26 protein-coding genes and 1 tRNA gene are annotated in these 25,103 nt (G+C 59.1%); 13 read left to right on the top strand and 14 right to left on the bottom strand.

The window, feature by feature from the left end:
* Window positions 1-25 precede the first annotated feature (25 nt).
* On the top strand, window positions 26-766 hold the full coding sequence (locus ACOMDU_RS06150; RefSeq protein ID WP_421129555.1) for a TraX family protein: 741 nt from the start codon (window positions 26-28) through the stop codon (window positions 764-766).
* Between the two features lie 58 nt (window positions 767-824).
* Here ACOMDU_RS06150 and ACOMDU_RS06145 read toward each other — a convergent pair whose 3' ends face one another.
* Entirely contained in the window at window positions 825-1,199 is a 375-nt protein-coding gene (locus ACOMDU_RS06145) for a hypothetical protein (RefSeq protein ID WP_421129719.1), read from the bottom strand.
* On the opposite strand from ACOMDU_RS06145, the gene ACOMDU_RS06140 reads away from it, so the two are divergent.
* A complete protein-coding gene (locus ACOMDU_RS06140) occupies window positions 1,101-1,583 on the top strand; it encodes an aminotransferase class I/II-fold pyridoxal phosphate-dependent enzyme (RefSeq protein WP_421129554.1) in 483 nt (160 codons plus the stop codon). The two genes, ACOMDU_RS06145 and ACOMDU_RS06140, sit on opposite strands and share 99 nt — an antisense overlap.
* Before the next feature lie 71 nt (window positions 1,584-1,654).
* On the top strand, window positions 1,655-2,203 hold the full coding sequence (locus ACOMDU_RS06135) for an ATP-binding protein (RefSeq protein WP_421129553.1): 549 nt from the start codon (window positions 1,655-1,657) through the stop codon (window positions 2,201-2,203).
* Between the two features lie 41 nt (window positions 2,204-2,244).
* Here the strand turns inward: ACOMDU_RS06135 and bsh are convergent, their stop codons facing one another.
* Entirely contained in the window at window positions 2,245-3,219 is a 975-nt protein-coding gene (gene bsh, locus ACOMDU_RS06130; protein WP_421129552.1) for a choloylglycine hydrolase, read from the bottom strand.
* 16 nt (window positions 3,220-3,235) lie between these two features.
* Window positions 3,236-4,102 carry a LysR family transcriptional regulator gene (locus tag ACOMDU_RS06125; protein ID WP_421129550.1) on the bottom strand — a complete coding sequence of 289 codons (867 nt, stop codon included), beginning with the start codon at window positions 4,100-4,102 and terminating at the stop codon, window positions 3,236-3,238.
* Between the two features lie 303 nt (window positions 4,103-4,405).
* On the opposite strand from ACOMDU_RS06125, the gene brnQ reads away from it, so the two are divergent.
* From brnQ to ACOMDU_RS06100, 5 genes are all read left to right on the top strand, one after another.
* Window positions 4,406-5,728 (top strand): branched-chain amino acid transport system II carrier protein, encoded by a 1,323-nt coding sequence (gene brnQ, locus ACOMDU_RS06120; RefSeq protein ID WP_421129549.1) that lies wholly within the window; start codon window positions 4,406-4,408, stop codon window positions 5,726-5,728.
* A gap of 279 nt (window positions 5,729-6,007) precedes the next feature.
* Complete coding sequence (locus ACOMDU_RS06115) at window positions 6,008-6,274, top strand: TM1266 family iron-only hydrogenase system putative regulator (RefSeq protein ID WP_421129548.1); 267 nt, start codon at window positions 6,008-6,010, stop codon at window positions 6,272-6,274.
* Between the two features lie 56 nt (window positions 6,275-6,330).
* Window positions 6,331-7,341: an ABC transporter substrate-binding protein gene (locus ACOMDU_RS06110; protein ID WP_421129546.1), complete on the top strand. Its 1,011-nt coding sequence runs from the start codon at window positions 6,331-6,333 to the stop codon at window positions 7,339-7,341.
* Entirely contained in the window at window positions 7,338-8,114 is a 777-nt protein-coding gene (locus ACOMDU_RS06105; RefSeq protein WP_421129545.1) for an ABC transporter permease, read from the top strand. Before ACOMDU_RS06110 ends, ACOMDU_RS06105 begins: the two co-directional genes overlap by 4 nt.
* The gene (locus tag ACOMDU_RS06100) at window positions 8,111-8,674 is read left to right on the top strand and encodes an ATP-binding cassette domain-containing protein (protein WP_421129544.1); all 564 of its coding nucleotides are present in this window, start codon (window positions 8,111-8,113) and stop codon (window positions 8,672-8,674) included. Before ACOMDU_RS06105 ends, ACOMDU_RS06100 begins: the two co-directional genes overlap by 4 nt.
* Window positions 8,675-8,705: 31 nt before the next feature.
* Here the strand turns inward: ACOMDU_RS06100 and ACOMDU_RS06095 are convergent, their stop codons facing one another.
* Both ACOMDU_RS06095 and proB read right to left on the bottom strand, forming a co-directional pair.
* Entirely contained in the window at window positions 8,706-9,962 is a 1,257-nt protein-coding gene (locus tag ACOMDU_RS06095) for a glutamate-5-semialdehyde dehydrogenase (protein WP_421129542.1), read from the bottom strand.
* Window positions 9,963-9,965: 3 nt separating this feature from the next.
* Entirely contained in the window at window positions 9,966-10,748 is a 783-nt protein-coding gene (gene proB, locus ACOMDU_RS06090; protein WP_022136031.1) for a glutamate 5-kinase, read from the bottom strand.
* Window positions 10,749-10,904: 156 nt separating this feature from the next.
* Here proB and ACOMDU_RS06085 point away from each other — a divergent pair, with 156 nt between their 5' ends.
* From ACOMDU_RS06085 to ACOMDU_RS06075, 3 genes are read left to right on the top strand one after another with little or no spacing between them, the layout of a single operon-like run.
* Window positions 10,905-11,267 (top strand): GntR family transcriptional regulator, encoded by a 363-nt coding sequence (locus tag ACOMDU_RS06085; protein WP_421129541.1) that lies wholly within the window; start codon window positions 10,905-10,907, stop codon window positions 11,265-11,267.
* Window positions 11,264-12,163 carry an ABC transporter ATP-binding protein gene (locus ACOMDU_RS06080; RefSeq protein ID WP_421129540.1) on the top strand — a complete coding sequence of 300 codons (900 nt, stop codon included), beginning with the start codon at window positions 11,264-11,266 and terminating at the stop codon, window positions 12,161-12,163. The genes ACOMDU_RS06085 and ACOMDU_RS06080 overlap by 4 nt, the downstream gene beginning before the upstream one ends.
* Window positions 12,138-14,009: an ABC transporter permease gene (locus ACOMDU_RS06075; protein ID WP_421129538.1), complete on the top strand. Its 1,872-nt coding sequence runs from the start codon at window positions 12,138-12,140 to the stop codon at window positions 14,007-14,009. The genes ACOMDU_RS06080 and ACOMDU_RS06075 overlap by 26 nt, the downstream gene beginning before the upstream one ends.
* Window positions 14,010-14,094: 85 nt before the next feature.
* Here ACOMDU_RS06075 and ACOMDU_RS06070 read toward each other — a convergent pair whose 3' ends face one another.
* The gene (locus ACOMDU_RS06070) at window positions 14,095-15,294 is read right to left on the bottom strand and encodes a coenzyme F420-0:L-glutamate ligase (protein WP_421129537.1); all 1,200 of its coding nucleotides are present in this window, start codon (window positions 15,292-15,294) and stop codon (window positions 14,095-14,097) included.
* 544 nt (window positions 15,295-15,838) lie between these two features.
* On the opposite strand from ACOMDU_RS06070, the gene ACOMDU_RS06065 reads away from it, so the two are divergent.
* Window positions 15,839-15,914: transfer RNA gene (locus tag ACOMDU_RS06065), tRNA-Ala, on the top strand.
* A gap of 138 nt (window positions 15,915-16,052) precedes the next feature.
* On the opposite strand, the gene ACOMDU_RS06060 is transcribed toward ACOMDU_RS06065, so the two are convergent.
* The 6 genes from ACOMDU_RS06060 to ACOMDU_RS06035 form a co-directional block, all read right to left on the bottom strand.
* Window positions 16,053-17,636, bottom strand: coding sequence for a tyrosine-type recombinase/integrase (locus tag ACOMDU_RS06060; protein WP_421129536.1), 1,584 nt, complete (start codon window positions 17,634-17,636; stop codon window positions 16,053-16,055).
* A 4-nt stretch (window positions 17,637-17,640) separates the two neighbouring features.
* Entirely contained in the window at window positions 17,641-18,786 is a 1,146-nt protein-coding gene (locus ACOMDU_RS06055; RefSeq protein WP_421129535.1) for a tyrosine-type recombinase/integrase, read from the bottom strand.
* Between the two features lie 169 nt (window positions 18,787-18,955).
* Window positions 18,956-19,954, bottom strand: coding sequence for a relaxase/mobilization nuclease domain-containing protein (locus ACOMDU_RS06050; protein ID WP_421129533.1), 999 nt, complete (start codon window positions 19,952-19,954; stop codon window positions 18,956-18,958).
* Entirely contained in the window at window positions 19,954-20,268 is a 315-nt protein-coding gene (locus ACOMDU_RS06045) for a plasmid mobilization protein (protein ID WP_421129532.1), read from the bottom strand. The genes ACOMDU_RS06050 and ACOMDU_RS06045 overlap by 1 nt, the downstream gene beginning before the upstream one ends.
* Before the next feature lie 224 nt (window positions 20,269-20,492).
* Window positions 20,493-20,978, bottom strand: coding sequence for a helix-turn-helix domain-containing protein (locus ACOMDU_RS06040; RefSeq protein WP_421129530.1), 486 nt, complete (start codon window positions 20,976-20,978; stop codon window positions 20,493-20,495).
* Window positions 20,939-21,154: a helix-turn-helix transcriptional regulator gene (locus ACOMDU_RS06035; protein ID WP_337593802.1), complete on the bottom strand. Its 216-nt coding sequence runs from the start codon at window positions 21,152-21,154 to the stop codon at window positions 20,939-20,941. The genes ACOMDU_RS06040 and ACOMDU_RS06035 overlap by 40 nt, the downstream gene beginning before the upstream one ends.
* A gap of 361 nt (window positions 21,155-21,515) precedes the next feature.
* Here ACOMDU_RS06035 and ACOMDU_RS06030 point away from each other — a divergent pair, with 361 nt between their 5' ends.
* Window positions 21,516-22,481, top strand: coding sequence for a DUF6076 domain-containing protein (locus tag ACOMDU_RS06030; protein WP_421129528.1), 966 nt, complete (start codon window positions 21,516-21,518; stop codon window positions 22,479-22,481).
* Between the two features lie 599 nt (window positions 22,482-23,080).
* On the opposite strand, the gene ACOMDU_RS06025 is transcribed toward ACOMDU_RS06030, so the two are convergent.
* Complete coding sequence (locus ACOMDU_RS06025; protein WP_421129527.1) at window positions 23,081-24,445, bottom strand: sensor histidine kinase; 1,365 nt, start codon at window positions 24,443-24,445, stop codon at window positions 23,081-23,083.
* Window positions 24,436-25,098 carry a response regulator transcription factor gene (locus tag ACOMDU_RS06020; protein WP_055056575.1) on the bottom strand — a complete coding sequence of 221 codons (663 nt, stop codon included), beginning with the start codon at window positions 25,096-25,098 and terminating at the stop codon, window positions 24,436-24,438. The genes ACOMDU_RS06025 and ACOMDU_RS06020 overlap by 10 nt, the downstream gene beginning before the upstream one ends.
* Between the last annotated feature and the right edge of the window lie 5 nt (window positions 25,099-25,103).

Raw genomic sequence — 25,103 nt, 5'->3', positions numbered from 1 at the left:
GTGCTGTGCGGGAGGGAAAACGCCTATGAAAAAAACGCTGGATTCCAACGCGATCAAGCTCGTCGCCATCGCGGCCATGACCGTCGACCATGTGGCCTGGTGGCTGTTTCCCGGCTATCCCCGGGCGGTGCTGCCACTGGCGATGCATATCATCGGTCGGCTGACCTGTCCCATCATGTGCTACTTTGTGGCGGAGGGCTATCACCACACCCGGGATATCCGGAAATACACGGCGCGGATGTTCCTGTTCGCGGTCATATCCCACTTCGCCTATATGTTCGCGTCGGCGGATTTTGCCGGCTGGCGGTCGTTTATCCCGTTTTCCTCCGGCAGAGTGCTGAACCAGACCAGCGTCATGTGGTCGCTGGCATGGGGGCTGGTGATGCTGCGGGTGGTCCATGACCGGCGGCTCCGCCCGGCGGTGCAGGTGGCGCTGATCCTGCTGATCTGCCTGGTCAGCTTCCCGGCGGACTGGAGCTGTATCGCCGCCCTGTGCATCATGGCCTTCGGTACCAATCGGGGAAAGCTGAAGACGCAGGCGCTGTGGATGATGTTCTATGTGGCGCTTTACGCGGTGGTGTACGCCCTGGCGCTGGACTGGGTCTACGGCCTGGTGCAGCTGGCGGTGGTGCTGGCCGTTCCCGTGCTGGCGCTGTATAACGGGCAGCGTGGGCCGTCGCCGCGGGTGAACACGGTGATGAAGTGGCTGTTTTACCTGTACTACCCGGCGCACCTGGCCTTGATCGGCTGGCTGCAAATGCAATGAGACGCAGATACCCGGCACGCCTTCGGCGCGCCGGGTATCTTTTGTTGACGTGGTCGATTTACAGCAAGGGGCGCCAGGGCGTCTCTCTGACCAGTCGTATCATCTCCCGGGCGAAGATGCCCAGAGCGCTGTCCCGACGGTACAGCACCCGCAGCTCCCAGCTGAGCTCGGGGACGTCTATGGCGTAGAAAATAAGCTTTCGCAGAGTATCCGACGGTATCCGGCCAATGAAGTAGCTGGGGATGAAAGAGGCGCAGTTTTCCAGAGAGGCCACCAGCGTGTGGTTGATGACCGGATCGCCGCAGTGGATCAGCGTGTTGGGAATAATGCTGTAATGCTGGAAAAACCGGTGGGAGGAGGCGTAGATCATCTGATTTTTGTTGTACATACAGTACTGAAACGGCGGCAGGTCCTCCACCGCCAGCGGCTGCACCAGCAGAGCGTCTCCTGCATGAGCGGCTTTCTGCAGGAGGGCGCGGTGCAGGCCTTCCGCATCCCTGATGAGGTAGAGGCCATGCGCCAGAGCTACCAGCGTCGGCGCGATGCCTTTGTGGGCCGGCTCAACGCCATCCCGGGCGTGCACTGTCAGATGCCCGAGGGCGCCTTCTACACCTGGGTGTCCTTCGATGTGGACATGACCTCCGACGAGATGTGCGACTACATTCTGGACCATGCCAAGGTGGTGGGCGTCTCCGGCGCGGCCTACGGCATGACTCAGGGCTGCTTCCTGCGCTTCTCCTTTGCCAGTGACGCCGCGGCACTGTCAGCCGCGGCCGACCGGATCGAGGCGGCCATGCGGGCATATCAACAACGATAACCGACGGAGCTTTCTTCCTGTCTTCCTCTCCCCACAAAACACCACACCCCGCGGCGCTTGCGCCGTGGGGTGTGGTGTTTTGTGTCCAGCGCCGGCCTTTACTGCTTGTTTCCCGGCCGGAACGCGCCGCTGGGCGGGGTGGGGGCGCTGCCGGGGTCAAAGCTGCCGCCGGGTATCTGGCCGGACTGACCGCCCATGCTGCCCATGCCGCCCATGCCGCCCATGCCGGTCTGTACGCTGCCGGTCTGGGCTGCGGCGGCGGCTACCGCTTTCTGGTGACCCGGATGGAGGACGGGCGCAGCATGGCTATCTTCCTGGAGTGCAGCCAGTCCCGCCGCGCCGTGCGGACGGTGCTGGTGTGGTCCCTGGCGGCGGACGCGATCTGCACGCTGCCGGTGCTTGGGTTGGTGGCGCGGCGGGTGTCCAACCGCTGCGAGAACGCCGGAAGCATCGATACCGGCAAGCTCTTTGACCGGTTTTACCGGGCGGACCCGGCCCGCACCGCCGGCGGCTTCGGCATCGGGCTCTCCATCGCCCGGAGCATTGCCGAGGGCCATCGCGGCGCCATCTCCGCCCGCACGGAGGGCGATACCATCACCTTTACCGCCCTGCTGAAATAAACGGGACGGGGCCGTCAGGCCCCGTCCCGTACTTTTCTGCGTTAATTCTGATAGTGTACCCGCCACGCCGTGTCCAGCGGCTGGCAGGCGAGCGCCGTGCCGTCCAGGTCGGCGCGGTGCATATCCACGGCGCACAGCTGGGCGGCGTCGTAGGTGGTGTAGTAATACACCCCGGTGTCGGCATTGCAGCAGCTGGTATACAGCGTCAGCTCGCACGCGCCGTCCTCCAGCACGCAGCAGCCCCGCTGCTGTGCCGCCGCGCCCAGAATGTGCAGGAGCTGGCTGACGCTCTCGGCCTCGCCGTCGCCGGAGCGGCTGTTCAGCCGGGTAAAGGCCGTCCGCACGAACCGGGAGGGGGAGGACAGGTCGCCGGGCAGACCCATGGCGCCCATGCCCCGACTGTATGTCTCCAGCGGCAGGGCGGGGGAGAAGCGGTTTTCCGGCGGCTGGGGGGACAGCTGGGCGTAGTCGTTCAGCCGGAACAGCTGCATGGGGAAGGGCGGCTCGTTGGTCAGCACGCCCGCCGGGTCCTCATAGATCCGCAGGCCCTCCGCCGTCTGCTCTACCGCGAAGCACTGCTCCCGGTCCGCCAGCAGCCAGTGCAGCCGGGCCGGGGGCAGCCCCGGCAGAAAGGCGTCGTCGGTGATGCGGCTCTCCGCCAGCAGGTCCCGGGCCTCCGCCGCCGTGGCGCAGCAGCCCAGCAGCCAGGGGATCAGCTCGAACTGGGCCACGTTGGCCTTTCCCGGCGCGCAGGGGCCGTATACAGCGCTGCGTACGAAGTTCAGCCCCGCCATGCACAGGCCCTTCTCGTTCACCGCGTCATAGTACAGGGGATAGCCGTCCTGTACAGAGGCCATGCCGATCATGGCGTAGTGCCGCGTCAGGTCCGGCAGGTGCCGCATGGGCAGGGGAAAGTGCCGGGGTGTGATGACCACCTGCTCGCCGAAGCCGCGCTCATAGTCCAGATTGCGCCCGAAATAGAAGTATTTTGTCTTGTATGTGGCCGCAGTACACATGGGCCGGGACCTCCTTTTATTCGTTATCCGCCGGCTCGGCGGGGTACTGCCGCTTCAGGAAAGAGAGAAAATACCGGGCGGCGCTGTTGGCCGGCGGCGGTGTCTTTACCGCCGCGCCCAGCCGGCGTGACAGCGGCTCCGCCAGCGGGAGCACCCGCACCTGGCCCTCATAGCCCGCCAGAGAGAAGGCGGACAGCACCGACACGCCCAGTCCCGCCGCCACCATGGACAGTATGGCCGCGTCGTCCGACGCCGTGACCTCCAGCCGTGGTGCCTCCGGCGGCAGCAGCCGCGCCACATACTGCTCCGGGCAGGAGAGAAATGTCTCCTGCAGCAGGCGCTCCAGGGGGATGACGTCCTCCGTCCAGGGGAAGTCCGGCGGCACCACCGCCACCAGCGGCGCGTCCGTCAGCGGCGTCCAATAGAAGCCCTTGCCGCAAGTCTCCTCCACCAGGGCCAGCTGCACCCGTTCCTCCTCCAGCGCCGCGGCCAGCTCATAGCCGCCCACCAGTACGTCGATCTTGATCTCCGGGTGCAGCTTGCGGAACTTCTGCAGCAGCGCCGGCAGCCGTGCCCGGGCGATGCTGGCGAAGCAGCCGATCCGCAGCACGCGGTTGTGGGTCTCGCCCTGGGCCGCCGCCTCCCGCCGCAGGGTCTCACTGGCGCGCAGATAGTCCTGTATATAGGGCAGCAGGTGCTCACCCTCCTCCGAGAGCCGGACGCCGTGGCTGCTGCGGGTGAGCAGGGTACAGCCCAGCTCGGCCTCCAGCTTGTTCACCATGTGCGTCATGGCGGACTGGGTGTAGCCCAGCTGCGCCGTCGCCTTTCCAAAGCTGCCGCACTGCACTGCCGTCAGCAGCGCCCGCAGCCGTTTGTCATCCATAGGGGCCTCGCTTTCTGTACAAATTGGACAAAATTGCAACGATTATTTTTAACTATATCACAAGAGCTGTCGCCGTTCAATGCCATAAACGTAAACTTTCCACCAACGATTTGGAAAATGCGGTAAACGTTTTTATACGCCATCAAAATTTTTCATGTGCCGTTCGATAAGCGTCATTTCCGTAATGATGAAAAGCATGATACGCTATATGCACAGGATGCAACGCGCTTTAAAGCGTGAGCCTGCACCGGCGCGCCGCAGTCGGCGGCGTGGGAACAAGAGAAGAGAAATGGAGAAATCAGAATGATCGGACAGAGGAAAAACACCGCGGCAGATATCGTTGTCGTGGGCTTTGCGCTGTTTTCCATGTTTTTCGGCGCGGGCAACGTGATCTTCCCGCCCTTTTTGGGCATGGAGGCCGGCAGCCAGTGGCTGGCGGGCTTTTCCACCTATTTCATTGCGGATATCGGTCTGGCGATGATGGGTATGTTCGCCCTGCTCCGCGTGGGCAGCAGCGAGAAGGTACTGGAACGGGCGGGCAAAGTCCCCGCCGAGATCCTCATGTGCGCCATCATTCTGTGTATCGGCCCCATGGTGGCCATCCCCCGCACCAGCGCCAGCACCTATGAGATGGCCATCGCGCCCAACCTGTCCGGCGTATCGCCGGTGGTGTTCTCCGTGGTGTTCTTCGCGGTGATCCTGGCTCTGTGCATCAAGGAGTCCGCCGTGGTGGACATTGTAGGCAAGGTGCTCACGCCGCTGCTGCTGGTGGGCCTGTTCGCCATTATTATCAAGGGTGTGATCACGCCGCTGGGCGATATCGCGCCCCTGGCGCAGATCGACAACGTGGCCGTCACCGGCATCAAGGCCGGCTACCAGACCATGGACGCGCTGGCGGCCCTGCCCTTCGGCATCATCGTGCTGCAAAGCGTCACCGCCAAGGGCTATCAGCGGGGCCAGAGCCAGCTTCGCGTGGTGGGCGGCGCCGCGCTGCTGGCGGGCGTGCTGCTGCTGGCGGTGTATATGGGTCTGGCCTATCTGGGCGCCACCGTGTCCGCACAGTACACGTCCTCCATCGGCCGCGCGGCCCTCATCATGGCCATCATAGAGGCGTTGATGGGCAAGACCGGCATGGTGATCTTCGGAGTGGTGGTGGGCCTGGCCTGCGTCACCACGGCCATCGCCCTGACCAGCTCCGCCGCGGCGTATTTCACGGAGCTGTGTCGCGGGAAGATCAGCTACAAGGTGTTCGTGACGGTCATCTGCGTGTTCAGCGCCGTGGTGTCCAACCTGGGCCTGGACCGTATCGTGGCCGTGGCCGCGCCGGTGCTGGATATAGTATATCCCCCCACGCTGGTGCTTATTTGCGTCTCCCTCATCATACCCAAGGTCCACGACTTTGTCAGCCGGGGCGCCGCGCTGGGCGCACTGCTGACCAGCGTGCTGTGCACCCTGCACACCTGCGGTGTGAAGCTGCCGCTGGTGGAGGCCCTGCCGCTGTATGATCTTGGCCTGAGCTGGCTGCTGCCCGCCGCCGTATTTGGCCTTGCCGCCCAGCTGCTGACGCTGCTGCCCGGCGTCCGCTGTGCGGAGAAGCCCGCCCGCCGCGCCAGCGAAAAGCATTAAACCGCTTCCCCCGGGCGGGGCCGTTCTTACCCCACGGTCCCGCCCTTCTCTCCTATATTTATTATATACCGGCGGCTGTCTGAAACAGTCCGCCGGCGGGATCAGCTTGACAAGAGCAGGCGTTTGCCGTACAATAAACACGCTGCTGACGTCGAAAGTACGCTTGAGACGGAAGATGCGCCATAGGTTCTGCGCCCGCGAAGCGGGCGCTGTGGTCGTGTCGCGGTGGCGGCGCGGCTTTTTTATTTAGCCGCGGATCTTACGACGGGAGGTTTTGCTATGGAAACACGGGTGGCGGTCATTGCGGTCATCGTAGAAAATGAGGACGCAGTGGCGGAGCTGAACGCGCTGCTGCATCAGTACGGCGCATATATCATTGGGCGGATGGGCGTGCCCTACCGCGCCCGGGGCGTGAACATCATCTCCGTGGTGCTGGATGCGCCGCAGGACGCGATCTCCGCCCTCAGCGGGAAGATCGGGAGGCTGGAGGGTGTCAGTGCCAAGACGCTGTACTCCAACGTGATCACACCGATAGAAGACAGATAGGCATGCTGCACGACAGCTTTGTATAAGAGACCGTATCACGGAAAGGAGAAAACAACATGAAAAAAATGATATCCCTGCTGCTGGCGCTGGCGCTGGCATTGACGCTGTGCGCCTGCGTAACGCCGAAAACGCCTATGCCCATTGAGGATGGCGACAAATCCGCCGTCCAGCCGGTCACTGTGCGGTTGGGCGGGCTGAAGGGCCCTACCTCCATGGGCATGGTAAAGCTGTTTGACGATGCGGACAACGGCCTGGGCCAGAACGCGTATACGTACACCATCGCGGCCAGCGCCAATGAGCTGACGCCCCAGCTGGTGCAGGGCGAGCTGGATGTGCTGGCGGTGCCGGCCAACGTGGCGGCCATTCTGTATAACCAGACGGAGGGCGGCGTGGTGCTGCTGGCCGCCGGCACGCTGGGTGTGCTGTATATCGTGGAAAAGGGCGGCGAGACGGTGACGGACATTGCCTCTCTGAACGGAAAGACCATCTACGCCACCGGCAAGGGCGCTACCCCGGAGTACGCGTTGACCTATCTGCTCTCGCAGCACGGGCTGACTCTGGGTGAGGACGTACAGGTGGAGTGGAAGAGCGAGCCCACGGAGATCGTGGCCCTGATGGCAGAGCAGGACAACGCCGTGGCCATGCTGCCCCAGCCCTTCGTCACCGTGGCGCAGAGCCAGGTGGAGGGCCTGCGTGTGGCGCTGGATATGAGCGCCGAATGGGATGCGCTGGACAACGGCAGCCGCCTGATCACTTCGGTACTGGTGGCCCGCAAGGCATTTGCTGATGAGCATCCTGCGGCGCTGGCGGCCTTTTTGGAGGACTACGCCGCCAGCACGGACTACGCCAATGAGCACCCGGCCGAGGCCGCTGTGCTGGTGGAGAAATATGGCATCGTCAAGGCCGCCGTGGCAGAGAAGGCGCTGCCCCAGTGCAACCTGGTATGTATTACCGGCGTGGATATGAAGGTCGCCGTGGGCGGCTATCTGCAAACACTGTATGACCTGAAGACGGAGGCCGTGGGCGGCGCCATGCCCGGTGACGGCTTCTACTGGATGGGCGCATGAGCGCACCCGCGGACAAAAAAATAAAGACCTGGCAGCGTGCCGGCGCGGTGGTGCTGGCCCTGTCGGTCTGGCAGGCGGCCTCCTGGGCCGTGGGCTCGGCACTGCTGCTGCCGGGACCGGTAACGGTGCTAGGGCGGCTTTGTGCCCTGGCGGTGACGTCGACCTTCCGGCGGGCGGTGGCGTTCAGCTTTTGCCGTATCGCCGGCGGCTTTGCCCTGGCACTGGTGCTGGCCTTTGTGCTGGCGCTGGCGGCGGGACGCTGGCCGGTGGTGGAGGTGCTGCTGCGGCCCTATGTGCTGGCCATCAAGGCGGTGCCGGTGGCGTCGTTCATCATCCTGGCACTGATCTGGATGCGGACATCGGCGCTGCCGCTGTTCATCTCATTCCTGATGGTCTTCCCCATTCTGTACACCAACGTGCTGGCGGGCCTCCGCAGTGCGGATAGCCAGCTTTTGGAAATGGCCCGGGCCTTCCGGGTGCCCTGGCGGCGGCAGCTGCACAGCATCCTGCTGCCGGCGGTGGAGCCGTTCCTGCTGGCGGGCTGCGCCGCGGCTCTGGGCATGAGCTGGAAGGCAGGCGTAGCGGCCGAGGTCATCGGTGTGGTGGCCGGCTCCCTGGGCGAGAGACTGTACGACGCGAAGATCTACCTCCAGACCGCCGACCTGCTGGCCTGGACCGCAGTGATCGTGGCGCTGAGCGCCCTGTTTGAGAGACTGGTGCTGGCCCTGCTGCGGCGGGGCTTCCGTCGGCTGGAAAGGGGGTGCGGCGCATGAACGCGGCACATCTGTACAAGCGCTTCGGCGACAAGGTCGTGCTGGAGGACGTGAGCCTGACCCTCCCGGGCGGGGCGGTGGTGTGTCTGATGGCCCCCTCCGGCCGCGGCAAGACCACACTCCTGCGCTGTATCGCCGGGTTGGAGATGCCGGACAGCGGCACCGTCACCGGCGTGCCGGAGCGATTGGGTTTCGTGTTTCAGGAGGACCGTCTGTGCCCGCAGCTGGATGCCGTGGAGAACGTGCGTCTGGTCACGGGCCGGGCCATGTCCCGGCCGGATATCGAGGCGCACCTGCGGGAGCTGGGATTGGCGGACTGCCTGGACCAGCGGGCGGCGGAACTGTCCGGCGGACAGCGGCGGCGGGTGTCCATTGCCCGGGCGGTATGTTATGTGCCGGAGCTGCTGCTGCTGGATGAACCCTTTAAGGGCCTGGACGGCGCGGCCCGGGACCGGACGGCGCAGTATCTTCTGCGGCACCGGAACGGCGCGGCGGTGCTGTGCGTCACCCACGACCGGGCGGACGCCGCGGCCCTGGGCGCAGAGATCGTGGAAATATGAAAAGAGACGGCGGATGCCGTCTCTTTTTGCTTTATCTGATCTGTCCGTTGCCGCGGATGACGTATTTATACGTGGCCAGCTCGTCCAGACCCATGGGGCCCCGGGCGTGGAGCTTCTGGGTGGAGATGCCCATCTCGCAGCCCAGCCCGAACTCGCCGCCGTCGGTAAAGCGGGTGGAGGCATTGACATACACGGCGGCGCTGTCCACCCCGTTGACAAAGGCCTCGGCGTGGGCGGGGTCTTCGGTGACGATGGCCTCGCTGTGGCCGGTGGAGTGGGCGGCGATGTGAACGATGGCCTCGTCCACGCTGTCCACGAGCTTTACGGCCAGGATATAGTCCAGAAATTCGGTGTCGAAGTCCTGCCCGCCGGCGGGCGTTCCGGGGATGATTGCCGCGGCGCGCTCGTCCAGCCGCAGCTCCACGGGGACCTTGCCTGCGGCGGCTCGGTCATCCACCAAGCGCTTTTTCAGCCGGGGCAGGAAAGCCTGCGCCGCGGCGCTATGTACCAGCAGTACCTCTTCGGCGTTGCACACGGAGGGACGGCTGGCCTTGGCGTTTTCCACAATGTTCAGGGCCTTGCTCAGATCGGCGCTCTCGTCCACATACACATGGCAGATACCGGTACCCGTCTCGATGCAGGGCACGGTGGCGCCGGCCACGCAGGCCCGGATCAGTCCCGCGCCGCCCCGGGGGATCAGCAGGTCCACCAGACCCTTGGCGGTCATGATGTCCGCGGCAGACTGGTGGGTGGTGTCGTCCACGATGTTCAGAATGTCCGGGTCGCCGCCCTCGGCGGCGATGCCGGCCTTCAGCGCCTGCACGATGGCGCGGGCGGTACGGTAGGCCTCCCTGCCGCTGCGGAGTACGCAGACATTGCCGGATTTCAGCGCCAGGGCCGCCGCATCTGAGGTAACGTTGGGGCGGCTCTCATAGATAATGGACACCAGCCCCAGAGGGACCTGTACCTTCTGGATGACCAGACCGTTGGGGCGGCGCACCTCGGACAGCACGCGGCCGGTGTGGTCCGGCAGGGCGGCAATGGCCCGTACGCCGTCGGCCATGCCCGCCAGTCGGTCATGGTCCAGCCGCAGCCGGTCCAGCATCACATCGGAGATATGCCCCCGGGCATCGCTCATGTCGGTTTCATTTTCCGCCAGAATAGCGCCCTCATGGGACAGAAGACTGTCGGCCATGGACAGCAGCAGGGCGTTTTTGCCTGCCTCGTCCAGGACGGCCAGTCCGCCCCGGGCGGCGCGGGTCTTTTTCAGAATATCGATAGTGGTCATGGTTCACTTCTCCTTTGCCAGAAATCGGGTGCCCACAGGCTTTCCGCCCACGATGTCGTACAGCAGGGCGGGCTTGCTGCCATTGGCGATGACCATCTGGCAGCCGACCTCGGTGACGATCTGCGCAGCCTTCAGCTTGGTGGCCATGCCGCCTGTGCCCAGGCCGCTGCCGCTGCCGCCGCCCAGAGCGAGAATGTGCGCGTCGATGGACGGCACCACGGGGATAAGCTTCGCGGTGGGATCCCTGTGGGGATCGCCGTCATACAGACCGTCGATATCACTGAGCAATATCAGCAGGTCGGCCTGTACCGCCGCCGCCACGATGGCGGAAAGCGTGTCGTTCTCGCCGATGGTGTTCTCCACGCCCACCTCGTCAGTGGCCACGGTGTCGTTTTCGTTGATGACAGGCAGCGCGCCCAGCTCCAACAGGCGAAAAATGGTGTTCCGCATATTACGGCTGCGCTGCTCGTTCTTTACATCCTCGCCGGTGAGCAGCACCTGTGCCACTGTGTGGTTGTACTCGTTGAACAGCTTGTCGTAGGTGTACATCAGCTCGCACTGACCCACAGCGGCGGCCGCCTGCTTCGTGGGCATATCCTTAGGTCGTCCCGGCAGGTTCAGCTTGCCCACGCCCATGCCGATGGCACCGGAGGAAACGAGAATGATCTCGTGCCCGGCGTTTTTCAGGTCGCTCAGGACCTTGCACAGGCCCTCCATCCGCTGGATGTTCAGCCGTCCGGTGGCGTGGGCCAGGGTGGAGGTGCCGACTTTTACCGTGATACGCATAGAAATGCCCCCTTCGGGAAAGGAATTTGGAGCCATTATACTACGAAACCCGGGGGATGAAAAGAAAAATTTTCCTTGACAGGCAAGAGAGAGCTGTGATATGCTGACTGTACTAACACGCATAGTACACTTGATACGGAAAGGAGCGTGTGCGATATGATCGTGCTGGACTACCGGGACAGCCGTCCCCTGTACCAGCAGGTGAAGGACAGCCTGCGGCGCATGATGCTGACAGGGCTGCTGGAGCCAGACGAAAAGCTGCCCTCCGTGCGCTCTCTGGCTACGCAGCTGGCCATCAACCCCAACACCATCCAGCGGGCTTACGCGGAGCTGGAGGCGGAGGGGTACATCTACTCTGTGGCGGGCAGAGGGAGCTTTGTCTCCGCCGGGGACGGCGAGCATCTGCGGCGCATCGCTGAACTGACGGGGCGGCTGGTCCCGCTACTGGAGGAGCTGAAGAGCCTGGGCTATACCCGGGAACAGCTGCTGGTACTTTGGGAAGGAGGAGAGGGTAAATGATCGAGGTAAAAAACGTCGTCAAGACCTTTGACGGCTTCCGGGCGCTGGACGACCTGACCATGACGGTGCCCCACGGCGCGGTGTACGGTCTGGTAGGGCCCAACGGCGCGGGGAAATCCACCATCATCCGCCATTTGGCGGGCATCTACCGGCAAGACAGCGGCGACGTGCTGGTGGACGGTCAGCCGGTATACGAGAACACCGCCGTGAAGAGTCGTATGGCCGTTATCGGCGACGACTGGTACTACTTCCCGCAGTCGGGCATCCGGGAGATGGCGAAATTCCTCGCCGGTATCTACCCCGATTTCAGCTGGGAGCGGTACGAGAAGCTGAAGCAGGTCTTCCCGCTGGATGAGAAAATGATGCTGCGGCGGATGAGCAAGGGTATGCAGAAGCAGGCGGCCTTTTGGCTGATGGTGTGCTGTATGCCGGAGTACCTCATTCTGGACGAGCCGGTGGATGGCCTTGACCCGGTGATGCGGCGGCAGGTGTGGTCGCTGCTTCTGGGCGACGTGGCGGAGCGCGGCACGACGGTGCTGGTCTCCAGCCACAACCTGCGGGAGCTGGAGGATGTGTGCGACCACGTGGGCATCCTGAACCACGGAAAGGTGCTGCTGGAGCGGAGTCTCAGCGATCTGCAGGACAACACGGTGAAGCTGCAGGTGGCCTATCAGGGCGTTACCGAGCCGCCGCTGCCGGCGGAGCTGAACATCCTGCACCGCAGCCACGTGGGACGGGTGTACACCTATATCGTCCGGGGCAGCAGTCAGGAGATTATGCGCCGGATGCAGATCACCGAGCCGGTGCTGCTGGAATCCATCCCGCTGACGCTGGAGGAGATATTCATTTACGAGCTGGGAGGTGTGGATTATGCCGCGAAAGACATCCTTCTGTAACGCCGCGCTGCTGCGCAGCGATATAAAGCGCTACTGGCCGCTGCTGTTTTTGTATGTGGCCGTGTGGGTGGTGATCCTTCCCATGCAGATACTGTCGGCGAGCCGGGAGTGCGACGGCGTGGCGGAGGGCATCATGACCGTGCTGCAGCTGCGGCAGCACAACGTCATCATCCAGTCCATACCCGCCTCCGTGGTCATGTCCCTGCTGTTCGGCTGCTTTGCGGCCATGGCGGTGTGGTCGTACCTGATGTCCGGCCGCACCGTGGGACTGATGCACGCCCTGCCGGTGACACGGACACAGGCATTTTTCTCCCACGTCCTCTCTGCGCTGGGAGCGCTGACGGCGGGGAACGTGCTGATCTTCCTGCTGACCGCTCTGTGCAGCGCCGGCTTCTCCTACGTGGACTGGGCGGCGCTGGGCACGTGGCTGCTGCTGACGGAGCTGATGGCGCTGTTCTTCTTCGCGCTCGGCTCCCTGTGCGCCATGGTCACGGGATGGCTGCTGGCGGTGCCGGTGCTCTACGGCGCGATGAACGTCATCGCCCTCCTTCTGTACGCGGTGATAAGCACGATGACGCAGATGTTTTACTTCGGCTACAGCAACAGCGACATTCCGGAGTTCATTACCTGGCTGACACCGGTGGGTCGGATCTGGGATGCCGTGGCCAACGGCGGCGCCCAGCCCATCGAAGTGCAGTTCCGCGAGCCCATCGGCACCCAAAGCTATCAACGCGTCCAGCTGCCGGCCTCCGCCTTCTCCACCTGTATCATCTACGCCGCGGTGGGCATCGCACTGCTGGCGCTGGTGTGGTGGCTGTATAAAAAGCGCCCCAGCGAGACGGCCGGCGACGCTATGTCCTTCCGGTGGCTGCGCCCCATCGCCCGGTGGAGTATCGGTCTGTGCGGCGGTCTGGGGCTGGGTCTGTTCCTGCGCTATACCGCCTTTATCGATGGCGGCTTCGCCTGCCTGCTGATCTGTCAGCTGGTCATGGGCGTGATCTGCTTCTTCGCCGCCCAGATGCTGCTGCAAAAGAAGTTCCGCATCTTCAACAAGCGCTGGTGGCTGGAGACGGCGGCCATGGTGCTGGTGCTGGCGGCGGTGACGGTGTGCGTGAAGCTGGACATTACCGGCTATCAGCACCGCGTCCCGGACGCGGAGGACGTGACCTCCGTCCGCTTCAGCGCCAGCTATGCGGATTTCACCGCCGATGATCCCGCAGCGGTGGAGAGCGTGATCTCCCTCCACCGCGCCATTCTGGAGCAGTACGATGAGACAGGCGAAAGGCTGGAGAACCAAACCTATCTGGACACGGAGGGCGGCCCGATCACCCGCTATGTGCGTGTGGACTACCAGCTGCGGAACGGCACGAGTCTGCGTCGTGAGTGGAGGGTATCGATCGTCAACGGCTCCGATGTCCACCGGCTGCTGACCCAGCTGGTGAACCGCACCGACAGCCGGGAGAGCCTCATCGGCATCGACTCGCTGGCGCGGTACGGCGGCGTGAACGCCGTGATCAGCGGCTACGTCCGCCGGTACGACACCGACGAGGTGGCCGAGTTGACCCGGCAGCAGGCGCAGGACCTGGCCTCCCTGGCCCTGGCTGACGCAGCCAACAGCTCCGGGCCGCTGGATCCGCGGAGTGACGACTTCTATTCCTATGCCAAGGGCTATGACATGGATATACAGCTCCGCGTGGTGATCGACCGTGAGACCTCCACCACCGTGCCGCTGAACGTGCCCGCCTTTGCGCTGCGGATGCAGAAGTTCATCGACGGGCTGGAGTTCCAGGTGGACGGCACCTATGATAGCTCCACCGTGGCCGTGGACGAGATATTGTACAACTGAGCTGATACGCCAGCCCCCGGCTCTGCCGGGGGCTGGCGGTATACGTGAAAGCAGTCCCCCGGCAAGGCCGGGGGACTGCTGCTGTTTACTCGTTGGTGTAGTTGTCGAAATAGCCCTGAATGTAGACGATGGGCGTGCCCTTGTCACCGGAGCCGCTGGTCAGGTCGCACAGGGAGCCGATCAGGTCGGTGAGGTTCCGGGGCGTGGTGCCCTCGGACACCATGTTGCCCACCAGAGACTTCTTGGCGTCCTTGGCCTTGATCTTCTCGGAGATGGCGTTCTTCAGTTCCTCGCCGCTGAGGTCGGCGAACTCCTTGTCCGCCAGATACTTCAGCTTCAGCTCGTTGGGCGTACCAACCAGACCGCTGGTATAGCCGGGAGCCACCACGGGGTCAGCCAGCTCCCAGATCTTCCCGGCGGGATCCTTAAACGCGCCATCGCCGTAGACCATGGCCTCCACCCGCTTGCCGGTGGCGTCGCTCATCGCCTTGCCGATGGCCTCCGCCACCGCCTTGGCGTCGCGGGGAAACAGCTTCACGCGGTCGTCGTCCGCCTTGTTGCTGCCCAGCAGGCCGTACTGGGCGTTGTAGCCGCTGCCGTCCACGGGCGCGGTCAGCAGGTCGTCCAGACCCAGCACCGCCTTGGCACCGGCGGCGGTCAGCAGACGCTTGCTGCGCTGGCGGCTGTGGATGTCGCAGGTGATCACCGTGTCGGTGTAGGGCAGGATAGCGGTGACGCGGTTGGCGAACACGATCTCCGCCTGGGCACCGGCCTCCTCGATGATGGACTTGTAATAGGCCACATAGTCCACGCCGGTGAAGGGATGCACCACCTCACCGAAAGCCGCGCGGAACTGCTCCAGCGACAGCACATCGTGCCACGGGTCGATGCCGGCCTCGTCCAGCTGGTCCAGGCTCACCAGATGGTTGCCCACCTCGTCGGAGGGATAGCTCAGCAGCAGCACGACCTTCTCCGCGCCCATGGCGATGCCACGCAGCAGCAGGGAGAAGCGGTTGCGGCTGAGGATGGGGAATGCCACGCCCACGGTCTTGCCGCCGGTCTTGGCGCGGACGTCCTCGGCGATCTGCTCACAGGTGGCGTAGTTGCCCTGGCAGCGGGCCACCACGGACTCGGTCACGGCCACCACGTCGCCGTCGCGGGCAGTGATGTTGTTTTCAGCCAGCGCATTCAGCACGGTGCTGACGGTGATGTCCACCACGCTGTCGCCCTCGCGGAAGATGGGGGCGCGCACGCCCCGGACCACGGTACCCAAAGTTCTGCTCATAGCGGAAGCCCTCCTGATATAATTAAGGTGTTGTGTTGAAATCGTCAAAGGCAGCGCAAACGCGTAACAGTAAATAGTATATCACAAAATAAACATAAGTAAAATACATAAAATTGATATCTGCATTTTGATTAGCTAATGATGCGGCTGGCGCAGAAATTCCTCTTGCTTTTTTGCGGGAAATGTGTATAATAACAGGGTATGCAAGTGAATACGGGCTTGTAGCTCAGCTGGGAGAGCAAGCCTGATATATTGCAACCTTGTCCCGCAAAAATCTCGCGGCCAAAATTTTCGCCATCGGAGTTGCCGAAAATTTTGGCAAGGTGGTCAAAACCCACCTCGCAAATTCGTCAACAAGACAAACAACTTCATATCCGGGCTTGTAGCTCAGCTGGGAGAGCGTTCGGTTCGCATCCCTATGGTCGCACATCGACCTGCGAGTTTCAGTCCATGATTTCGGAGAGGTTTTTCTCTGAATTCTTCTAAAATCGGAAAACTTGAAAATCAGCTTTTTGTTGCAAAAACCCGCAAAAAGCGGCAATATGGGCCTATAGCTCAGCTGGGAGAGCGTACGGTTCGCATCCGTAAGGTCGTCGGTTCGATCCCGATTAGGTCCACCATTTCGAGAAAAATCACCGCCATTTTGGCGGTGATTTTTCGTTTGACCACAATAATACCACAGACGGCAGAAAATTCTGACCGCTTTTGAAATCCGCAGGCGGTGAGTAGCAGCCCCTCACCACCTGCGGATTTTCGTTTTATGTGTTTGCCGGTGCGGCAAGTTCTGCTCTGACCTCATCGTAGTATTTCTGCACCGTGGTGCGGTCCATGCCTGTTTCCCGTGCGATATAGCTTTTATTGCTCACGCCGGGGTGCTGGCGCAGGTACTCCGCCAGCTGCTTTTTCTTGGGGCTGACGCCGTCTGGATACTCCGCAGCCGTCCCATTCCGCAGGACAGCGATCTCCGCTTTCATTTGCAGGATCAGCTTCGCCAGCTTTTCCTCACATTCCTCCCGCGTGCGGCCATATACATTGCGGGAGTGCTTCTTGCCGTCTGGCCAGACGGGCGAGTACCGTCCCTCCCACAGATCCTCCTTGATCTGCTTGATGTAGCCCGTGCCGGGTCTGCGGCGCGGCGGTGTGTACGGTTCAAACCTCTGCGCCCCTGATGCAGCTTCTGCTTTCTGTCGGGATATTTCTGCCTTTGCGATGCCGCGGTCGATGCTGGCTGCGGCATTTTCCTGCATTTCGTTGGTAATGTGGGTGTAGATATTCAGCGTGGTCTTGGCGGAGACATGGCCAATGATGGCGGACAGTGTCTTCACATCCATGCCGTGTTCCAGTGACATGGTGGCGAAGGTATGGCGCAGATCGTGAAAGCGCACCTTTTTGCAGTCTGCCCGTTCCAATATCTGCTGGAGCCGCTTGCGGACATAGCTGGGGTCGATGGGCTGGTTCGGCTTGATGCGGGACGGGAACATCAGCGGGGAGAATACTTCTTTCCGATATTCCCGTAGAAGTCCCACCATGACTGGCGACAGGATGATCGTGCGAAACGCTGCTTTTGTTTTCGGCTCGCTGATGATATTCTTACCGCCAACTGGTGTGACCTGCTTGCTGATATGGAGTTCCCCTGTCTCAAAGTTCAGGTCATCCCATGTGAGTGCCAGTATCTCACCCCGGCGAAGTCCTGTGGTCAGCTCCAGCAGGAAGAGTTCGTACATCCCCTCCGCTTTGGCTTGTATCAGAAATCGCTGAATTTCTTCTTTGGACAGCACCTTCATTTCTTTCGGCTCCGGCGGCGGGAGCTTGACGCCGAGGATGGGATTTTTCTTGATCAAGCCATCCTTGACCGCCCTGTCCAGCGCCATCCGTATTACATGATAGCAGCTTCGCACCGACCGCTCCGCCATCTCCGGCCCCTTGGTGTCCCGATGTGTCTTCCTGCCGTTGGCCTTCATTTCGTTCAGAAACTTCTGGCAGTCCGCCTGCGTCAGCTTATTCAGCGGGATATGCCCGAGACCGGGAATAGCGTGGACATAGATCCACTCCTCATAGCCCTTCTGCGTAGTGGGGCGGATGGATGGCTTGCAGTGATTTTCATACCAGTAATTCATCCAATCCCCAAACCGCATATCCGGTTTTACCTTGAAGGGGGCGACCTCGGTGTACTCCTCCCGAAGTCTTTTCAGCTTTTCCACGCATTCCGCCTTTGTTTTTGCCAGGACGCTTTTTTGCTTTGCCTTTCCGTTTTCATCGTAGCCCACGATGTGACGGCCTTCCCACCGTCCGTCGCTTCTCAAGCGGACAGTACCCTGACCGTTTTTGCGTTTCCTTGCCATGTGATCACTCCTTCACCACAAAGTCATTCATAAACTCACTCACGATCCCTGACGCTTTGCGGTGCATATCCCCTGTGACATGGGTGTAGGTGTCCAGCGTGAACGAGGTTTTCGTGTGGCCCAGAATGCCGGAGAGCGTTTTGGCATCCACGCCGCTGGTCAGCGCGTGAGTGGCGAAGGTGTGCCGGAGATCGTGAAAACGCATATCCGGAAGTCCTGCTTCCGCCAGCAGCTTTTTCATGCGGGTGTAACCGCTGTTCGGCATGATGGGGTCTTCCGGGTGGATCGGGTTCGGGAATATCCACTGGGAGATGGATGTCCTTTTTCGCGCGGACAGCAGCTGCACCGTGCTGGGCGGTAGTTTGATGATCCTGCGTCCCGCACCGGTTTTCGTTTCGCCCACATAGTAACCGCCGCCCTCCTTGTTGTGGAGTGTTCTGCGGACGGTCAGCGTTCCTTTTTCCGCATCAAAGTCTGTCCACATAAGGCCGCACAGCTCACCCCGCCGCAGGCCGGTGGTGATCTCCAGATAGAAGAAGTCGTGCCAGTGCTCATCTGCCTTAATAGCTTCCATGAATCGTTCCAGCTGTTTGTCATTGAGGATAGTTTTTGCGGTAGTCACTTTCTTCGGCAGTGTCACATCGTCGGTGGGGTTCTTTACGATCAGGTGGCGGTCAACAGCCGCATTCAGCGCCTGATGCAGGACGCCGTGTATCCTGCGGACCGTGGTGGGAGACAGCGCCCCGCCGTCCACGCCGCCCTCCCGCTGCAGCTTTCGATACAAGGTCTGAACATCGGCAGCAGTCACCTTGCTGATTTGTTTGCTGCCAAGGGAGGGTTTGATATTTCGCTCTGCATACCCACGGTAGCCCTTGTATGTGGATGGCCGGACCGACGGTTCGGCACACTCCCTCAACCAGATGTCCAGCCACTCCCCCAGTGTCATGCGGCTGTCCTCCGTAAGTTCGGCACCGTCATACTCGACAATGCACCGATGCATCTTTTCCATCAGAGCCTTTTGCGTCTTCGCGGATACATAGTGGAAGATCGAGTCGCCGTTTTCCTTGTGTCCGACCACAATACGCCCTTCCCAGCGACCATCGTCACGCTTGCGTACCATGCCGTCACCGGATGGCCTTCGTTTCGCCATTTACAGTTATCCCTCCCGTCCGTTTTTCTTTGTATAGGCATTGCATTCCCTGCGCTGCCTGCAGCCTGTTTTACAAACACACCATACCGATAACCCTTTGCGAAAGCGAGAAGAATTATCGATGTCGACGCACTTTCTACGAAAGCAACAACAGTCGCGCCCATAGCTTTCACCACATGGTCTGCTGCCAGCTCTGCCCCCGGCTCAGCTTTTGTCCCAAGGCCAGTTTCTTCAGCGCCTCTCGATGCCGCTGCTTGCTCTCCGTCCATGCCGGCGGCGCAGGCAGCGGCGGCAAATCGTCTGCCTCCTCTATGGACCGACCCAGCCGAACCAGCTCGCTTGCCAGTTCTCCCATCCAGCCCTCCTCCGGCTCCGGCGTGTTGGGCCGGAAGCCCACCGCCTGTCGGTAGGCAAACAGCGTTTCCAAATTCTCCTTCAGAAATGTTTCATCGTGGAGGCTGCTGTCCCGGCACCGCTGACCGTCAGGACAGACAAAGGTGATATGTTTCCGTGTGTCCGTCCAGATAACTTCATAGCCCTCGTACTCCATGTTTTCGACGAAGCTCTCCCGGTCATCGGCATATTCCAGTGCGTCGTTGATGGCTTGGATGAGATCCAGCTTCCAGCTATCGCCACGCAGTCCCGCCTGGTACTCGCCGGGGCGCATCTGCTTTTTCCGAGTGTGCTTTTTTGGCGGCTCCAGCACCTGCAGCCCGTGCGCCATGCAGATCTCATCATTGACCTGCCGATGCCGCTGGAGATCTGCGGCGTTCTGGTGCAGCTTTTTGCCGTCCTTGCAGCTCACGCTGTTGACCACCAGATGGTTATGAAGATGGTTTGTGTCCAAGTGTGTTGCCACGACTACCTCAAAATCTGGGAACTGCTTCTGCGCGAACTCCACGCCGATGGCGTTGACCTGCTGTGGCGTCAGCCCGTCCTCCGCCGGGAAGGATTGAACGAAGTGATAGAATTGTCTGCCATCCGTTTTTCGGAATTGCTGTTTGGTTGTCATCATTTCCAGGTACGATGTCCTTGCCACGCAGTTGTGTCCCGTCACCATCCATTGGTCGTCCAGCATGGTTTTGCAGGCCTGCGTCACATATTTCAGCACGCCCATCATCGTACCAGCCGTCTGTTTCTTGTTGCGTACTGCGGTGAAGATGGCCATTACTGCACCTCCCGGCTGATGCGCAGCAGCTTTTGGCAGAGATCTGCATAACCGTCTATGAGCTCGTCGCTTCTGAGGATCTGGATGCGTCCCATGTTTGCCAGTGTCGTGAGCTGGTTGAGGTTCCTGCCTTGGGCTTTCACTTCGGCGAGGATCTCATCCAGTCCGTCCACCCGGACGATCTCCTTGCCCAGCGCGCAGGTGATGATGTAATCGGTGACAGTCATTCCGGCTTGCTTGGCCTGATGCTGGATCAGGTCTTTGATGCCCGGTGTCATTCTTGCGGTGATGATCGCTGTTTTCTTTCTCTGCATTGAACTCCTTTCTCTCCCTTGGGGCTGGGGGTGCCGGGGCCTTGCCCCGGCGAGTGCGTCCGGCGTATAGCCGGACGCTATGCTTGCCCCACCGAAGGGTGGGAACTTTGCCCCTACGGGGCATTTCTGCCCTGAACGCCCCCACATAACTGCCCTCGCTGTTGTTGCTACCTTCGACCGTAAAATCTCACACGGCGGCTTACAGCGGTGTACATGGCGGTACTTTACGCGCTCCGCTCCCCTGCTGCCGGAGTGAACGTAGCGCCCAGCTTTTCGGCTCTTGCCTGTGCCCGCTGCCGTTCCATGGCTTGCCCCGCCTTCTCCATCTGGCGCTCGTAACAGAGGGCGAGGGCATTCTTAATCGGCAGGATGGTGTACCTGAGACAGCCGTTGCGCTTGAGACCGGCCCTGGTGATGATCTCCGTGCGCTCTGTTCGGATGAGCCCATGCTCCTCCAGCGCGGCAACATACTTTGCCACGGTGTTGACCGAGATACCCAGCTTCCTTGCGATGGTGGGATAGCTGACAAGGCACTGGTAGGTTCGTCGATCCTCAATGCGGAGCAGATAGGCGTAGATGTTGATCTCCATGTGGTGCAGTCCCAGATCAAAGACTGCGTTGGGAACGGGGAAAAAGTTTTTGATGGTGTCCTTCTTCACATAGGGCGTGTTCAGCATCCCGACGCCCCTTTCGTGTGTGCGGCAATCCATTTCCGCAGTTCCTCCTTCGGAACGACGATGCGCTTGCCGATCCGCAGAGAGGGAAAATCATCCTCCTGAATGAGTTCGTAAATGCTGGAGTCCGAGACTCCCATGAGATCCACCAGCTGCTTCACATTCAGCAGCAGGGGCAGTTCGTCATAGCTGGTATAAATGCTTTTCTTCAAATCGTGTCCTCCTTGTAGCTTTGTTGGTAGAGCGTATTCATTTTTTAGTGATGGTGTAGGTCTGATCTCACCTCCCATGATTTTTCTCTGCTGTACGCCGCGCTCTTGCTCCGTTGGTGCGCTCCCCCTTCGCGGGATCGTGGCGACACTTCGCCCAGAGCATCCGGGCTGCGGCGGCAGGGATTCACTTTTCAAGGTTCCAAAAATAATGGTTGACATATCTGTCCTAACGGATTAGACTTATTTCATAAAACGTGTTTCCTGCGTCTACTTCTAATCGTACTATACCATGTCAGCACCCTGTTGTCAAGTCTTAGCGAAAGCAGTATATTTCATTAGTCTAATTTAAGGAGTGCACATTATGCCAGACTATATTTTTAAAACCTACATTGACGGCGGCAGGGAGTACTACGAGTACACCGATGCGGCGGATAGAGAGCAGATCATAAAAAAAGACTTTCCGTTCCCGGAAAGTCTGATGGAGCTGCTGTATATGGATACGCAAGAGCTGGAAGCCATCACCAAGAAAATGGACAAAGCCTTGCTGGCTTTTTACCAGTCCGGCGCCAAGGATGACCTGCAGGTCGTAGCAGCAGGACTGAACGAGCTTGCATCCCGACACGTCTATTTTGAGCTGCTGCGGCTGGACTGGACAGAGCGGTTGAAAGCGGCGGAGCGCGTCACGCCCAAGGAGTACCTTCGGCTGCTGCCGCATAAAAAAATCAGCCACATTTACAGCAACATCGATACCATGCAGCGGCAGATCATCAGTTTAATCGCACATGCGCTGGACATGGACGGCGAGAAGAAATCCGTATCTGAAAAGATGGTAGCCTACTACAACGCCGAGGGCAATGACACGTTGTACACTTTCCAGTTCCAGCCACAGCCTGTCAACTTCGAGGTCATCGACAGACGGATCTTTGCCGAGGTGCTATATCCCAAGGACATCTATGACCTCATCGACCACCATATACGGGAGTGCGTGAAGCGTGAGGTGAGGATGCGGGTATGCAAGAACTGCCTGCGCTACTTCGCTGTGACGGGCAAGGCCAGCACGGAGTACTGCGACCGGATCTGTGACAGCAAGGGCCGCACCTGCCGGGAGATCGGGGCCATCAACACATGGACGCAGCGCAAGCAGGGCGACGAGGTGTTCAAGGAATATCGCAGAGAGTACAAAAAGCGTTTCGCCCGCATCAACGCCGGCAAGCTGACCAAGAGCGTATTTTACGCCTGGAGTGAGGAAGCCAGAAAGAAAAAAGAGGATTGCGACAACGGCACGATCACACCGGAGGATTTCTCCCGCTGGCTGAAGGAGTCGTGAGAAAGAGATGCCGCTAAAACAATGTCCTAATGGCGGCGAATGTGCAAAGCGGAAAGAGGAGGATCCTTTTCGTAAAACCTCCTGGTTTCGAGAATTTACGAGATTTCTTTGTCAGCGCGGGAGCAGCCGCAGGCCATCCGGTGCGATAGCCTGCGGCTGTCGGTAATCTTTGATTATGGCATCCCACGCCGTGGGGTGCCCCTTCCATATGGAAGGGGACACTGATGATCTGCACCAATTCTAAAAATGTGTCCTACCTCGATTGCCTGTGGGGAGAACTTTACGGCAGCATCAACAACGGATTTTTGCGGATATTCGCCAAATAGCATTAAAATAGCATGGCGGCGTCCTCCCGTGGGCCGCCATGCCTTTAACTGCTGGGAATGACAGAAAGAAAGCAGCGGCCTTGATTTCTCAAAACCGCCACCAGTGAATATAAATTAAGCGTGAAAATGGGTCTGCCCAGCAGCGGTTTTTTTCTTTTCTGCCGCTGGGCAGATGTTTTTTCTTTAGATACATGATAAGAGGAATTTTTGAAGATTCCATAAAGATTTGAAAAATGGACGGACATAAAAGACGTCCATTACACTATCGGAAAATCAGCAAGGAAGTTTCATAGTAACCTTTGCGCCGCCGGTTTCTTTTGAATTTTCTAAAATAAGCTGACCATTATGTTGTTCCATAATCGAATTTGTAATATATAGACCCATACCAAAGTGTAACTTTGAATTGCGGCTTTGATCGCCCATATAGAACCGTTCCTGTGCGTGGCATAATGCCTCTTTAGAAAACCCCGTTCCCTCGTCTGTGACTGAAATTTCCACGAAACCGTTGTTACTCTGAACATCCACATAAAGCGTTCCGCCTTGCGGGGAGTAGTCCAGCCCATTACTGATAACATTCATAATAGCACGTTCTATCAGCACCCTATCAAATTTCAGCATTTGAGGGAGTGAAGCAGTATTCATTTGCAGCCGAATTTCTTTTGTCCGGCATAGTGATTCCATATAACCGAACAAGTGCTGCATGAACGCTGGCAAGTCTATACTTTCAATATGGAGCTGATAACCAACCGCCGCCCGTGATATATCAATCAGGGTTTGAATATATGACTGCATCTGGCCGGAGCTTTCCACGACGTAACCAGCGTATAATCGTTGCTCATCATCAAGATTTGTTTCTGTGAGTAAATCAGCATTTCCTTGAATAACCGTCAGAGGCGTTTTCAAATCATGGGCAAGCGCGGCGATTTGCTCTTTCTGTGTCTGTTCGGTTTTCCATTGCCGTTCTAACGAAATTTTCAGATTATCTTTCATATCTGAAAAAGATGCAAGGACATCTTCAAACTCTTTGATTTTGGCGTGTCCTACTTCAAAATCAAGGTTTTGCTTTGAAACCTCCGCAGTTGCTTCTAAAAGCGGGTTCAGTTGTGTACGCAGGTTCTTAGCAAATCTGGCGGTCAGTATGATAATGACCAGCAGCGAATTTACAGCCATCAGGATAAACGCAAGCGTGTCAGGAGATGGAAAATATTCCGGTAGCCATGACACTGTAAATTGAGAACCAATATAGTACCTTAAAACGCAAAATTCGTTTTCCCGGACAACAAGTGCAAACTGCCTCCCCGTAGCATATTCAATATATTCTCCCTTTGCGTACAGCAGGGCAATTTCTTTTTCATCATCGTCCATATTGCTGTAAAGCTCATTAAAGTTCTTGTCCAGAATTAAGTAGCCGCATCCCTGTGGAATCACAACCTTTGTAATATCCGGGGCAATCGTCAGCGTTGGAATGATCTCTTTTACCTGCAATTCACTTAGATTTGCTCTTGTAGCTAATCCAGCATTTACAGCAAGTCCCTCCAAACCAGAAGGGACAATAATTGCCGCTACCAGCATGACAATGAGGGAGATAGCAAACTGGCGAAACAATATTTTCAATGTAGGTTTCTTTTTCACTCCCATTTATATCCTATCCCCCATACGGTGCTGATCGGACTTATTTTGAAATGCTCCAATTTCGCACGAATATTTTTTATATGCGTTGAGATCGTAGAGTTATCGCCTATTCCATCAAACCCGAAAACGGCTTCATAGATTTGTTCTTTTGTAAAAACCTGTCCCCGGTTTTTCGCAAGGTATTCACAGATTGAATACTCGCTTTTGGTAAGGGGAACCGGCTGTTCTGAAACATACAGTACCTTTGCGGAAAGGTCAAATCTTATATCAGGCTCAAATGAAAGTGTGCTGTGATGCTCCCTTTTTTCTCTGCGTAAATGTGCCGCGACACGGGCGCGAAGCTCCTGAATACGAAAAGGTTTCGTAATATAATCATCCGCACCGATGCCCAATCCAAACAATATATCTTCCTCTAATGTCTTTGCGGTCAGAAAGAGAATCGGGCAGTCTACCATATTCCTGATCTGTTTGCAAAACTCAAACCCGTCTGTGCCAGGCATCATCACATCCAAAAGAATGAGGTCATAGAAATGCAGCTTTTTGATGTCTACATCATCCGCATTTTGACAGACTGTTATCAAATATCCATCTTTCCCCAAACTGTTCTTAATCAATTCCAAGATAGAAACTTCATCGTCAACTACAAGTAAGTGGGTCAAAAAAT

The sequence above is a fragment of the Vescimonas sanitatis genome (genome assembly GCF_049060325.1).
GTDB lineage: Bacteria > Bacillota > Clostridia > Oscillospirales > Oscillospiraceae > Vescimonas > Vescimonas sanitatis.
This window is presented reverse-complemented; position numbering and strand designations above follow the sequence as displayed.